The sequence below is a fragment of the Rickettsia helvetica genome (assembly GCF_963970025.1).
GTDB lineage: Bacteria > Pseudomonadota > Alphaproteobacteria > Rickettsiales > Rickettsiaceae > Rickettsia > Rickettsia helvetica.
Genome location: NZ_OZ018776.1, coordinates 1 through 13,092, shown reverse-complemented (window position 1 = coordinate 13,092; position 13,092 = coordinate 1). Strand labels below are relative to the sequence as shown.

The following is a 13,092-nucleotide window of genomic DNA, read 5'->3' as shown; positions in this document are numbered from 1 at the left end:
CATGGATACCCAAGTCATCATTGCGAGCAACTGCAGGTGTTATTACATGGTTCGATTCTTCTTGTGTCATCCTGCGAGCTTGTAGTGGGATCCAGTTAAAAATATTAAAATTATTAGTATTTTAAGTTGTTTTATGGATACTGTGGCCAAGCCACGGTATGACACCGAATGCGTTTTTTGATCCACGCTGGTAATGCCAAGTCATTCAATAAAATCTAAATATTTCTTAGAATCATTTTACTTAATTCATAATTCAAGTGTGAGAAGTTTATCTCTTCAAATCCTTTTCTTGGAATAATAATCATTGCGAATTTTATAGCCTTGAAGCTAGAATCACTAACAATAATTCTAATTAGATGTCGTATACGCCTTTTAATTTTATTGCGAACCATGGCTTTTTTATTTAGCTTTTTGCTAACTTTGATCCCTAAAAAGACGTTATATTTTGATTCAAGGAAAATTTTAGGAAGTGTTTTTGCTATTACCAAAATAAAATATCTTTCATGGAACTTCTTTCCAAATTTATTTATAAGTTCAAATTCTTTTTGATTTTTTAAAGAGGTAATAGACAATTTGATAAGTCAGATTATTTTAAGCAGATAATTTATGTCTACCTTTAGCACGGCGTCTTCTTAAGATTGTTCTTCCGGATGGAGTAGCCATTCTAGTTCTAAAACCATGTCTTCTTTTTCTAACTAAGTTACTAGGTTGAAATGTACGTTTCATAATATTTATACCGAACGAAAATAAAAATTAATTGTTATAAATATATCATCCCATGGTCTCTTTACAGGATCTTGTATCACAGCCTGTGTCCTGAGATCCCGTGGTCAACCACGGGATGATAATTAAACTAAATATGTGCTTTTGCTTTTTCTATGATACTTGCGAATCCGTCACTGTTATTGACAGCAAGTTCTGCAAGTACTTTACGATCTATATCAATTTCTGCTTTTTTAAGAGCTCCCATAAATTGAGAGTAAACAAGCCCATGTTCTCTTACTGCTGCATTTATTCTTTGAATCCATAAGCCTCTAAAATCACGCTTACGGTTTCTACGATCTCTATAAGCATACTGGAGGGCTTTTTCTACTTTTTCAATAGCTACTCTAAAACAGCTATTAGCTCTACCTCTATAGCCTTTGGCTAATTTGAGGATTTTTTTATGTCGATTTTTGGCAATTTTTCCTGATTTTGCACGTGTCATTGCTGTAGCTCCTAATTAATTAATTTATACCGTACGGTAAAAAATATTTTTTAATATTATATCCGTCTTGAGGACAAAGTATTGTAGTTCCTCTAAGGTTACGAATTTGAGCTTTAGTACGACGACGTCTAAAGTGGTTTTTACGTGCTTGAGATGCAATAACCTTGCCGCTAGCAGTAAGTTGAAAACGCTTCTTTACAGCGGATTTGGTCTTTAATTTAGGCATAATTTTTCCTTATTTTGGTATTTCTAGATTTGCCGGTAATAATTTAGGCATACCAAAGCCATATTACCGATGAAACCTAGATAATAGTTTTTTTATTAATTATTGCAAGTTTTTTTTTAAGGCTTATATACGCACCTTAACATAGATACTATCAGTAAATAAATTTTTAATTAAAACTAAATTAGTTATTGATTTTTTAAGAAAAATTCATATTCTAGGTGTAAATTCAATCTAAAATTAAAATTCTATGAAAAACACTAATTTTTTTGCAGCTCCTACTGATACTAACTTCAAGTTCAATATAAAACATGGGGATGCGGTTAAATTTCATATCCCTGAAGGTAGCAGCGTTGGAGTAAATGCTGAAATGCTCGGATTGCTTGAAACTAGCCCTCATATTAAATTTACATGTAATAAAAATTCAGAATCAGGAAAGAGTTATCAGCCTTTTATTATAAATGATAAGTTAGAGATAACTCCTTTAGGTGATGCACCTATGAATAATATTGTAGAACTCGATTAAATTTTTATTGAGCAAACAACTCTATTATTTTTTTAAGCTATTTGCTATAATGGGAATGCTGAATACATATTAATACTGAAAATGTTCGGACAAAATCCTAAAAGAAGCATATTAAACGGTGATGGTACTAAGTTAGAGGTACAGTCTATTTTTAAGACTATACAAGGGGAGGGCATTTTTGTAGGTTGCCCTGCGATCTTTATTAGGCTTGGGGGATGTAATCTTGCTTGTAATTTTTGTGATACGGAGTTTGAGGATTTTGAGTTAGTAGATATAGATAAGATTTTAAATAAAGTAGAAGGCTTGGTATTAAATTCTAAAAATGAAAAATCAATTAATTTAGTAGTAATAACCGGCGGTGAGCCGATGCGTCAACCTATAGAATTATTATGCTGGAAGTTACTAGACCTGGATTTTAAAGTCCAAATAGAGACTAACGGTACGTTATATCGCTCTTTGCCAAATGAAGTGTCTATAATTTGTTCGCCGAAAGCGGGTAAAAACGGTTATAGTAAAATAAGAGAAGATTTACTGCCTAAAATTAGTGCGGTGAAATTTATCGTTGCTAAAAATATTATGGAATATAGTTTCATACCGGAAGTAGGACAAATAGCTTATAATATACCGGTTTTTATTCAACCTATGGATCAAAACGACCAAAGACTTAATGACGAAAATAATGAGTTAGCAGTAAAATTAGTACTAGAAAGCGGTGCTAGGTTATCTTTACAAACTCACAAATTTTTGGGAATTGAGTAAAGTATATTGGGTATTTTACAAATATGTCTTGAATTTTTTATTACTTACAACTATTATGATCTATTTTAAAGCTAGAGTATTTAGAGAAATGAGTAAAATATTAGAACTTGAAGCGAAATCCCGCACGGAATTCGGTACGGGAGCAGCAAGAGCATTGAGAAGAGAAGGGCGTGTCCCGGCTATTATTTACGGAGCGGGTAAAACACCTGTTAGTATTTCTTTAGAAGAAAAGGAAATAACTAAATATTATAGAAAGCCGGCTTTTATCTCTCAGTTAATTAATTTAACAATTGATAAGAAACAATATAAAGTATTACCGAAAGCTGTGGAGTTGCATCCCGTGACGGATATAGTATGCCATGTGGATTTTGTCTTTTTAGAAGAAAAAGCCCAAAAAATGGAAGTACCTGTAGTATATGAAGGGAAAGAAAGAGCTTTGGGCGTTAAAAGAGGCGGATATTTTAATATAGTCAAAAGAAGAGTTACTTTATTATGTGATGTTAATAATATCCCAAGAAACGTAACTATCGACGTTACCAATATGCCTATTGCTACTTCGCTAAAATCTTCAAAAATAGAATTACCGAAAGGATGTAGTTTTGCTACAAAAAAAGAATTTGTTCTTGCAACGATTATAGGACGTAGAGGAGCAAAAACCGAAGCTGAAGGGGAACAACAAGCCGCTGAAGCAGGGAAGTAACATCGCTCCGGCAGAGGAGACGTTGCATGGGCCGGTTTTTTCGTCATTGCGAGGAGTCGTAGGCGTTGTTGGTTAGCGCGTTTTATGTCATTCCTGCGTATGCGGGAATCCAGTAAAACCTATAAAATACTAGTTTTTTTAGGTTTATTTTGTCAATAATGTGTAGCAATATTAAGGCTTTTTACTGGATTCCCGCATACGCAGGAATGACATTCTGAATGTTCATACACTTCTTCCAAATCATATTTCTTCAAAAATTTTCCATCACATTTATTTTAGGTAAATTATTATGATTCTTGTTATTGGTCTTGGTAATCTGGGAAAAGAGTATCAATATACGAGGCATAATATTGGTTTTATTGCTATAGAGAAAATAGCAGAGCAATATAATTCATCATTTAGTACAAAGAAAAAATTCAATTGCGAGATTGCTGAAAGTACTAAGGATGGACAAAAGATAATTTTTATAAAGCCTACTACTTACATGAATTTATCCGGTAAGTCAGTGATATCGGTGAAAACATATTATAATATCCACCCCGCAAAAATCTTTGTTATTCATGATGATATTGATTTAGAAACAGGTAGAATAAAATTTAAAACGGGTGGCGGTGACGGTGGGCATAACGGTTTAAAGTCGATTGATGGGGTTATAGGTAATAATTATAACCGGATTAGAATTGGAGTCGGTAGACCGCAAAATAATCAGGATATAGCAGATTACGTACTTAATAATTTCTCTAAACCGGAGTATGAAACAGCGTTGCAAGCTATAGATAAAATAGCTAATAATTTTGGTTTGATATTAGAAAATAAGTTAGAGGCATTTAATGTATACCAAAATCGTCATTGCGAGCAGCCGTAGGCTGCGTGGCAATCTCAGGAAATAATAAAAAACTCCTGAGATTGCTTCGTCAATTACTTCGTAATTTTCCTCGCAATGACGGATAAACCGATCCACGCAATAATGCCACGCGGGAACGACATAGAAAGGAAAAATTTATGAAGCAAGATTTTGAAATTGTTTATGCTGATGAAATGGATAGAACTCATAGAACTATAATTATTGAGGCTTTGAACAAAGATGCTAGAGAAAAAAAGGGGTTAGTAGGAGATATTGAATCTTTTTCATTTTCCTGTTTAGATCAGGATAAAAATTTTGTTGCAGGAATTAGCGGTATGAGTTCTTGAGGGGATTTTATATTGATTCACTTTTTGTTAATGAAAATATAAGAAACCAAAATTACGGTACTTTACTAATGCAAAAGGCCAAGGATTTAGCACGTGAATGAGGCTGTAATTTTATTCATCTTGTTACTATGGACTTCCAAGCAAAACCGTTTTATGAGAAACTGGGGTATAAAATTGAATTTGCTATGCACGGTTACGAAAAAGATTCTATAATGTATTATTTACGGAAAAATTTATGACACTAAAACTTGGAATTGTTGGGTTACCGAATGTCGGTAAGTCGACGTTATTTAATGCCTTAACGACAAGCCAGGCTGCGGATGCCGCTAATTATCCGTTTTGTACTATTGAGCCTAATAGCAGCAAAGTTTTAGTGCCGGATGAGCGTTTACATAAACTAGCAAATTTAGCTGGAAGCGGTAAAATTATTCCGTCTTATATTGAGTTTGTTGATATTGCAGGGCTTGTTAAAGGAGCAAGTAAAGGGGAGGGGCTTGGTAATAAATTCTTATCTCATATCAGGGAAGTCGATGCAATACTGCACGTACTGCGTTGCTTTGAAGATGAGGATATAACGCACGTACATAATAAAGTCGATCCGTTACATGACCTCGAGATTATTGAAACGGAGTTAATACTTGCCGATATAGAATCGGTTGAAAAGCGTTTAGCAACAAGTGCAAAACGCTTGAAGTCAGGCGATAAAACAATGGCAGAGCAGATAGAGCCGTTAAAAGAGGTTTATAAAGTACTGGCAGACGGTAAACCTGCAAGAGTATTAAATGAAGCTTTAGGAGTTGATAATTTAAAGCAATTGCAGTTCATTACCTCTAAACCCGTTTTATATGTATGTAACGTACTTGAACAAGATGCCGTTGTCGGTAATGAATTTACAAAATTAGTAGCAGAAAGAGCAAAGAAAGAAAATGCTAAAAGCGTTGTAATTTCTTCAAAAATAGAGGCTGAGATTGCTTTACTTGAAAACATGGAAGAAAAAGAAGAGTTCTTAAAATTTATAGGTTTAGATGAAACAGGGCTTAGTAAAGTCATTAAAGAAGGGTATAATCTCTTAAGCCTTAAAAGCTTTTTTACCATAGGTCCTAAAGAAGCTCATAGCTGGACTTTTAAAGACGGTACACTTGCACCTGCCGCCGCCGGTATTATTCACACCGACTTTGAAAAAGGCTTTATTAGAGCCGAAGTTATCAGCTATGAAGATTATATAAATCTCGGTAGTGAAGCAAAAGCCAAGGAAGTAGGCAAAATGCGTTTAGAGGGTAAAGAATATAAAATGCAGGACGGGGATATAGTACATTTTAGGTTTAATATTTAAATACTTAAAGTATTATTATCCTAGCTTATAGATGTCATTCTCGTACAGGCTTGCTTGCGCGGATAGATAAAACTCACTGTGTCATGCCGTGGCTTGACCACGGCATCCAGTAATTTTAGTATTTTAACTGGACTCCGTGGTTAAGCCACGTGGTGACAACCCATATATTACAACACTTATGAAAATTATTGCAAAAATTTCGGCATGGATGCTTCTATGCGTATTTATTTTATCACCGACCACGGAGACAATTTACGCTTCAGGATTACCGAATTTAACCAAATATTTCGGTATTAACGGCGGTATCACTCAAACTACCTCTACATTATATTTTTTAGGATTTGCTCTTGGTATATTAACACTTGGGAGATTATCGGATATTTACGGCAGGAGGCCTATAGCTTTATTAGGGATTATTATGGCTTTTTCATAGAAGCTCCCTTTATTTTTATTGATAAAATGAAAGTTATACCGTCTTTTTACGGTAAATTAGCATTTTTTTTATCTTTTGCCGCTATCTTTGGAGGGGTTTTAGGAGGGTATTTGATAAAAAAACGCCATATAAACGATAAAAAAGTTATTTGTTTCAGCTAATCAAAGTCTTACAATCGCTATGATATTTGCACCGATGATGATTCATATGGTTGGGCATAATCTACTTATCCCTATGACGCTTCGTTATGCACTGGAGGATTATGCTAAAGTAACAGGTATTGTGGCCGGCTCAATATTCGGTGCAATATACTACGTAGTTATCGCTGCTGTAACTTATTTGGTTTCTAAAATACACGGCGAAACGATAAGCAATTTTGCTTTATTATGCTTCGTTTTAAGTATTAGCTCTGCTATTTCGTTTTACTGTATTTGGGTTTTATATAAGAAAAAGTCAAGCATTCCTAACTAAAAACAGGTGTTGTCATTGCGAGCAGCTGTGGGCGTTGTTGCATGGCTCGTTTAATGTCATTCCCACGAAAGCGGGAATGACATTAAGAATTTTTAATTTCTCTCTTTATTAGGGAGGCAAAAGAATATTATGCTACAATCTCATTATAACCTGGTACATCATCTGTATGCTCTTCACCCTCAAGAGTAATATCCTCTTTTAAGGCTTCCATACTACAACTACTAAATACATCAAGGTTATTCTGCTCGCTTTGCCATTTTAAACTAGCTTTTTCAAAACTGACAATACACTCTTTAATTTCTTCTAATGTATAATTTTCTGCTTTCTGTAAAAAGTTATCTATATCGTTTTTTAACGTTGGATTCTGCTCACTAAATGCATTGAAAAATTTCTTAATGCCGGTTAATAATTCTTCTTTTTCATACTCTGTATCTTCTTCAAAACCTTCATCATCAGAGTCTAGAGCTTGAGCTATCGGTTTATTAATTGCCTCTTTATTGTTTTCTATATTCTCTTCTTCTTCAAAGCCTTCATCTATCAAATCTACAGTTTGATTAGTCGCTTGTTCTTTATGTAAATTATCAAGCAAGTTATCGCATAATTTTTGAATTAATTCGTTATTCTCCTGCACATATTTACGTCCTATTTCTTCTAATCTTTCAATATTTTTAGGACTTGCATCATCTAAACTTGCAGTCTTTTTAGTAATAGGTAATCCTATTTCAAAAAATTCATCTTCTCCTGGTAAATCATTTTTAACCTCGATAGTGGAAGAATTTTCCATATTGTTCATAAGTCTGCTTACTAATTTTCCTTTCACAAGCCAACCTATTACTCCGTCAAAGCCGATTTTAGGTATGGCACTCGTAGGTTCGATGTCATTACTGAAATTGAATGCACAAACCATAGTATTGTCTAATATCTCTTTCTGCTCTTCACGTGTGAGGGTTTTCTCTTCGCGTATATGATTTTGCTCTTTATGTATATAACCTTTTTTAAGCAACTTTAAAACTTCATTTGCCGGTCTGTTAGCATCGAGTCCCCCATCTGCATATGCATAAGGAGTACCTGAAGCATAATCATATCCTTGCACGGCCGCTTGATCCATAATAGGTTTAAAATATGTAGGTGCCGCTGTTGTTGCAAGTAATACGTCTTTTACCCTAACATGAGGGCTATAACCGTGAAAGCTGTCAAAAATTGCTAATTTTCCACCGTTAGTAGTCAAATCATTTACTGGAATAACAAGGCGGGAAGTAGTATTGTCCATTCTATTATCGCCTAAATATTTTTCTAATAATTCTTTTAAAGGCTTCTGACTATATTTATGAGTAAATAACTGCTTAACTGAACCTAAGGAAGTATCAGGAAATATATCACTTGCACTCGACTTAAATATCTCAAGGGCTTTTCTAGCACTATATTTTGCTTCTTTTGAACCTGGTTCTTTCGGAATTGTTAATAATGCAGCGATAAGACCACCGACACTAGTACCGGAAATAATAGGAAATAGTTCAGAAATAGATTTTCCTGTTCTCTCCTCGATTTCTATAAGTACCATTAACTCGGATATACCTTTAATTCCACCGCCGGAAAGTGCAAGTACTCTATTAGTTTTTGCATTATCAATTTTTTCTGCCATAACAATACCGTAAAGATTTACATTGTGCGGCAATATATAATAAAAGTTAATAATTGTCAATAAATTTATCCATATAAACTTAATAAAATTTAACCTATAAAATAAAATTGTAACTATTAGTAAAGAAGACTTGATTAATAATTAATATTTTAGTATATAGCTAAGATTATAACTATAATGGTATAAGATATGCTTAAATCTAGTGATTATGACATCGACCCTAAGTTATGATGAAGTAAATAAAATGATGCCATCAGTAATGAAAGATTTAGATAATATTGAAGATAATAATGGCTTATGGAAAAAAAGAACTATTGAAGTATCTTGCAAAAAATGAAAGAGTTAAAGCGTTAGCATTCATGGATTGTTTTGAAGGAAATACAGGAAAACTTTAAAGATTAAGGATATAGTAAACTATAACCTTAAGGATATTGAAAGTGCATCTACTACCTTTACAGGGCATAATATAGATGACTTATCCTATACAAATGACTCGTATAATCTTAATGAAATTGCAAATACTTTACTGGGATTTATAAAAATATACTTTCCTGATAATTAAAACCTTAATTCTACTATAAATAATGCCGCTAAAATATATTAACTTTGATAGTTCTTCTGATGAGGACTCAAAAGAAAATTGTACTTCGCCTCAACATCTTGATTTTTTACTTAGAAATATACTAAATATTAATTATATAAGTACTTCTGAAGGATTAAAACTTAGACTCGGTTTAATATTACATAATTTAGCCGATAGATTTTTTAAATATTCTACTATTAGAAATATTTATAAGAAAATTAAATCTGAAATATTAACCTTAGATAATGATTATTATGAAGAAAATTTTAATATTATCAAAACTGTTTTTAATAAACATTTTAATAAATTATTTAAAGATGAGAACAAAGAAAATATCAATGATACGGATTATCAAAAGCTATTGCATTTCGTATTTAATCCAAATTGCTCTATTCCTAAGATATTTACTTTAAACAAGAATATTACTGCTGATCATGTCAAAAGAGTATTATTAGAAGAATTGCAAAATAGTAATATCAACTTAAAAAGCACAAGTAAGAACCCATTTTTACAATACATAATTCTAAAGGATTTTTAGCTTTTGCTGAAATGATTGGCAGGAACAATAAAAATCAGTTAAAGCACCGGGTTTTAGAAGAAACAAACAGTGATTTATCTACTAATATGAAGATAGCAAATACTAAAGAAGAAACTTTTACAATTAATCATATAGTACATTATAAAACCGGTAATGTACAAACAGATGTACCGGGCTTAGGAAAATATGGTGAAATTTTATCTAAATTTGAGCAAGAACACGAATATAAATGTGCTATTATAAAACGCATATTTGAAGTTGTACATGCTAAAGAATCGACGCAAAATATAGAAGAATTACCACGAAAACTAAATTACTTTGCTGAAAAGTTGACACATTTGCTATTTATAGTTGAGATGCATAGAAATAATACAACCTTATTTACAGCTCCAATGTTTCTAGAACTTATTGATAAAAGTAGTATATTTTTATCAGATAAGGAGTTTTTTCCTATGTTTGTACCACATACTATTGCTCAAATAAGGGGTATACTTAAAAACTATAAATATGTGTTACCAAATTCCTGTCCAATAGATTATGACACTACAAATGTACAAAACGGCAATCTATTACTTGTCAAAGAAGGTAATATATTAATAGAATGGCTTAGTGAAAAATTAAATAATTATAAATTAGCAAATATAGCACTGGTATTTGATACTTTAGCTTTAATACAAAATTATAAAAACAAAAATAAATATAGATAATATCAAAATCAATGACATCAAACATTTTTTAGAAAAAGTTAATAAACTAGAACATTGCCCTACAGATTTGCTAAATTCACTAAATAAAAATTTAGCTGCTTTAGTTTGTAAAGCAGGAGAACATAATTTAAAGTTCACAAAAACTAAACTTCTTGAAAAAAAGGAATTTCCTCAAGGGTTAAAGGATTTAATTGAAATAACTTATTGTGAATTTACTGGAAGCTTAAAAAATATTGAAGAGTTTTTAGCTTAAAAACAAGCATCTCGCAAGAAAGAAATCAAAAAAATATTACCCGAAATTCTACAAATTTTATGTGATAAAATAAAAGAATGGTATGACATTGATGCACCTGAATATATTACAAGTACTAAGACAGTAGAAGAACAAGTATTAAAAGATATTACCTTAAAATTTAATCAAACTATTTCTCCTAGCTCGTCTAGAAAGAGATTAAAACTATCCCTTGCTAAAAAAAGAGATATATATAATGAAAATGATGATGATAGTAATCAAGCTTTGGAAACAACTGATATGGATGTAAAAACAACTGCTATAGACGATAGTATGAAAAAATATTTTAAACTAATGGGAGAACATACTAATACTATATACGATTAAAAACAGTATTAATATTATAGTCTTTTTGAGGTCCTAGAACTTGGTAGCTAAGAGTAAAAGAATCAGGATTTAAAAATATATAGGTAGCATTATATTGATCGCTGTCGCATAAGTGACTACCTACAGCTTTTATACTCTTTTGCTTTGAAGAATTGTTTTTGCAAAACTTCGGAGGACTCGCATGCTCACCTATTAAGTATAGGCTGTGTGTGCTCGCTCCTCGTTTTACATTCCAATTCTCCAAATCATTTGAGTATACACTATCCGTATCAACAAATTTTAATTGATAAAATAAGCTATTTGCAGGAGCAATAAAATATTTTGTAATATTATTATTCTTAAAAATGTATCTATATTCTTTATTAGCGTGGATTTGATAATCGTAGTCGTTATAGTGAATTTGCAATTCCTCTTTATAGATTAATTCATTTAAACTTTCAGATAGGAAATATGCTACCCCCTCACCGTAACCATAATTATCTATAATTCTGTTAATCCGGTATTTTCCGGATAATCTTGAAAAAAGTTCTTTTACTGAATTGTTTTTTGAGAGCATTTGGTATATATCTATGTCATTCCTGCGCAGGCTTGCTTGCGTGGATCGAAAAACCCGTTCAATGTTATACCGTGGCTTGACCATGGTATCTAGAAAACAACTAAAAATACTAATATTATTAGTATTTTTAACTGGATCCCGCGATCAAATCGCGGGATGACAGAGATGGAAGTGAGCCATGCAACAAAGTCAGCTTGACCACGGTATGATATTTAGTTCTGCAATATTTTCATTAGCAAATTAATCTCTTCGCGTAATTCTATATCGTTTTTCAGTAATTCTTCTACTTTCTTAATAGCATGCATAACCGTCGTGTGGTCTTTTTTACCGAATTTTTTACCGATATCTGCAAGGCTTTTCAGCGTTAATGCTTTACTAAGATACATAGCTATTTGACGCGGTCTTGCAACTTCTCGTAATCTCCGCGACGAAGACATATCGGATAACTTAATATTATAACGACTAGCTACCTTTTTCTGAATATCTTCAACGGTAATTATTCTTTCATTAGAACGTAATAAATCTCTTAAAATATTTTGTGTATTTTCGAGTGTAATTTCTTTTAAAGTAAAATTAGAATGAGCAATCACCTTATTTAACGCTCCTTCAAGTTCTCTAACGTTTGAAACGATTTTAGATGCTAAAAAATCAATTACGTCTTTCGGTATTTTAACACTCATCTGCTCAATCTTAGATTCTAGAATGCCGAGTCGCAGCTCATAAGTAGTGCTATGAACGTCGGCAACTAAGCCCCATCCAAGACGAGATTTTATCCGATCTTCAATATTATCTAAATCTGAAGGCGACCTATCACAAGAAATAACCATTTGACGGTTATTATCAATCAATGTATTAAAAGTATGGAAAAATTCTTCCTGCGTACTATCTTTACCGCAAATAAATTGAATATCATCAATCATTAACACATCAACTGAGCGAAATTTCTCTTTAAACGAGATTACTTCTTTGTTACGCAGAGCTTTAACAAACTGATACATAAATTTTTCTGCCGACATGTATATCACTTTGCGGTTTGGGTTATTCTGCTTGATATACCAACCGATTGCATGCATTAAATGAGTTTTACCAAGCCCTACGCCGCCATATAGAAAAAGCGGATTAGACTCAGAAACCGCACCTGATGATTCCGCAACTGCTCTTGCTGCTGCATAAGCTAGCTCATTTGGGGCTCCAACCACAAAATTATCGAAAGTAAAACGTACATCAAGGGTTGAAAAGATATTTGCTGAATTAAGTTCACTGCTGCCGATATCGGCAAAAGTCTTAGTAGGTAATTCTATAACTGTTTGGGTTGTTCCAGGTAACTCTTTAGTAATTATTTCAATTGATTTAATGGTATTATTATAATGTTGAAATAGTTGCAATATGACCATAGAGTACTTGGATTTTATCCAATCTCTAACAAAGTTAGTAGGTGCACAAAGAATAACGGTATTTAATGAAGATTCTATAAAATTGACTTTACTAAACCAGCTATTATACAGAGTTTCACCGTAATGATTGTAAAGATCTTGAGCCACGTGACTCCAGACATTTACATAATTATCACCTTGATCCGTTAAAATTATTTGATTAGTACTCAC

General features: G+C 32.5%; 16 protein-coding genes and 4 pseudogenes. 13 read left to right on the top strand and 7 right to left on the bottom strand.

All coding sequences use genetic code 11. From position 1 onward, the window contains the following. Positions 1–215: 215 nt before the first annotated feature. The 4 genes from rnpA to rpmI all read right to left on the bottom strand — a co-directional run bounded on the left by rnpA (position 216) and on the right by rpmI (position 1,433). A complete protein-coding gene (rnpA, locus tag AB1146_RS00100; protein WP_010421911.1) occupies positions 216–572 on the bottom strand; it encodes a ribonuclease P protein component in 357 nt (118 codons plus the stop codon). Between the two features lie 19 nt (positions 573–591). After that, positions 592–726 carry a 50S ribosomal protein L34 gene (rpmH, locus tag AB1146_RS00095; protein ID WP_010421915.1) on the bottom strand — a complete coding sequence of 45 codons (135 nt, stop codon included), beginning with the start codon at positions 724–726 and terminating at the stop codon, positions 592–594. Between the two features lie 127 nt (positions 727–853). Next, positions 854–1,207 carry a 50S ribosomal protein L20 gene (gene rplT, locus AB1146_RS00090; protein WP_010421917.1) on the bottom strand — a complete coding sequence of 118 codons (354 nt, stop codon included), beginning with the start codon at positions 1,205–1,207 and terminating at the stop codon, positions 854–856. Positions 1,208–1,226: 19 nt separating this feature from the next. Continuing rightward, on the bottom strand, positions 1,227–1,433 hold the full coding sequence (gene rpmI / locus AB1146_RS00085; protein ID WP_010421919.1) for a 50S ribosomal protein L35: 207 nt from the start codon (positions 1,431–1,433) through the stop codon (positions 1,227–1,229). Positions 1,434–1,680: 247 nt separating this feature from the next. Between rpmI and AB1146_RS00080 the strand changes: the two genes are divergently transcribed. The 9 genes and pseudogenes from AB1146_RS00080 to AB1146_RS00040 all read left to right on the top strand — a co-directional run bounded on the left by AB1146_RS00080 (position 1,681) and on the right by AB1146_RS00040 (position 6,843). After that, the gene (locus AB1146_RS00080) at positions 1,681–1,956 is read left to right on the top strand and encodes a hypothetical protein (protein WP_010421921.1); all 276 of its coding nucleotides are present in this window, start codon (positions 1,681–1,683) and stop codon (positions 1,954–1,956) included. A gap of 81 nt (positions 1,957–2,037) precedes the next feature. After that, a complete protein-coding gene (locus tag AB1146_RS00075) occupies positions 2,038–2,715 on the top strand; it encodes a 7-carboxy-7-deazaguanine synthase QueE (RefSeq protein WP_010421922.1) in 678 nt (225 codons plus the stop codon). A gap of 88 nt (positions 2,716–2,803) precedes the next feature. Beyond that, positions 2,804–3,415, top strand: a complete 612-nt coding sequence (locus tag AB1146_RS00070) for a 50S ribosomal protein L25/general stress protein Ctc (RefSeq protein WP_010421924.1) — start codon at positions 2,804–2,806, stop codon at positions 3,413–3,415. Positions 3,416–3,704: 289 nt separating this feature from the next. Further along, positions 3,705–4,280: an aminoacyl-tRNA hydrolase gene (gene pth, locus AB1146_RS00065; RefSeq protein WP_010421926.1), complete on the top strand. Its 576-nt coding sequence runs from the start codon at positions 3,705–3,707 to the stop codon at positions 4,278–4,280. Positions 4,281–4,417: 137 nt separating this feature from the next. Next, positions 4,418–4,603: pseudogene (locus AB1146_RS00060) on the top strand (GNAT family N-acetyltransferase); the annotation flags it as partial. Then, a pseudogene (locus AB1146_RS00055) lies at positions 4,603–4,662 on the top strand (GNAT family N-acetyltransferase); the annotation flags it as partial. The pseudogenes AB1146_RS00060 and AB1146_RS00055, both read left to right, overlap by 1 nt. Before the next feature lie 12 nt (positions 4,663–4,674). Then, positions 4,675–4,845, top strand: a pseudogene (locus AB1146_RS00050) (GNAT family N-acetyltransferase). Then, entirely contained in the window at positions 4,842–5,939 is a 1,098-nt protein-coding gene (gene ychF, locus AB1146_RS00045) for a redox-regulated ATPase YchF (RefSeq protein ID WP_010421936.1), read from the top strand. Before AB1146_RS00050 ends, ychF begins: the two are co-directional and overlap by 4 nt. A gap of 178 nt (positions 5,940–6,117) precedes the next feature. Further along, a pseudogene (locus tag AB1146_RS00040) lies at positions 6,118–6,843 on the top strand (hypothetical protein). 127 nt (positions 6,844–6,970) lie between these two features. Here the strand turns inward: AB1146_RS00040 and AB1146_RS00035 are convergent. Beyond that, positions 6,971–8,485 (bottom strand): patatin-like phospholipase family protein, encoded by a 1,515-nt coding sequence (locus AB1146_RS00035; RefSeq protein WP_010421939.1) that lies wholly within the window; start codon positions 8,483–8,485, stop codon positions 6,971–6,973. 208 nt (positions 8,486–8,693) lie between these two features. Between AB1146_RS00035 and AB1146_RS00030 the strand changes: the two genes are divergently transcribed. The 4 genes from AB1146_RS00030 (at position 8,694) to AB1146_RS00015 (ending at position 10,566) form a co-directional block, all read left to right on the top strand. Next, complete coding sequence (locus tag AB1146_RS00030; RefSeq protein WP_269572118.1) at positions 8,694–8,822, top strand: hypothetical protein; 129 nt, start codon at positions 8,694–8,696, stop codon at positions 8,820–8,822. A gap of 247 nt (positions 8,823–9,069) precedes the next feature. Then, on the top strand, positions 9,070–9,606 hold the full coding sequence (locus AB1146_RS00025) for a hypothetical protein (RefSeq protein ID WP_010421942.1): 537 nt from the start codon (positions 9,070–9,072) through the stop codon (positions 9,604–9,606). Between the two features lie 11 nt (positions 9,607–9,617). Continuing rightward, positions 9,618–10,313: a hypothetical protein gene (locus tag AB1146_RS00020; protein ID WP_010421945.1), complete on the top strand. Its 696-nt coding sequence runs from the start codon at positions 9,618–9,620 to the stop codon at positions 10,311–10,313. Between the two features lie 67 nt (positions 10,314–10,380). Continuing rightward, on the top strand, positions 10,381–10,566 hold the full coding sequence (locus AB1146_RS00015; protein WP_010421947.1) for a hypothetical protein: 186 nt from the start codon (positions 10,381–10,383) through the stop codon (positions 10,564–10,566). A gap of 352 nt (positions 10,567–10,918) precedes the next feature. Here the strand turns inward: AB1146_RS00015 and AB1146_RS00010 are convergent, their stop codons facing one another. Next, a complete protein-coding gene (locus tag AB1146_RS00010) occupies positions 10,919–11,488 on the bottom strand; it encodes a DUF6314 family protein (protein ID WP_010421949.1) in 570 nt (189 codons plus the stop codon). A gap of 212 nt (positions 11,489–11,700) precedes the next feature. After that, positions 11,701–13,092: a chromosomal replication initiator protein DnaA gene (gene dnaA / locus AB1146_RS00005; RefSeq protein ID WP_010421951.1), complete on the bottom strand. Its 1,392-nt coding sequence runs from the start codon at positions 13,090–13,092 to the stop codon at positions 11,701–11,703.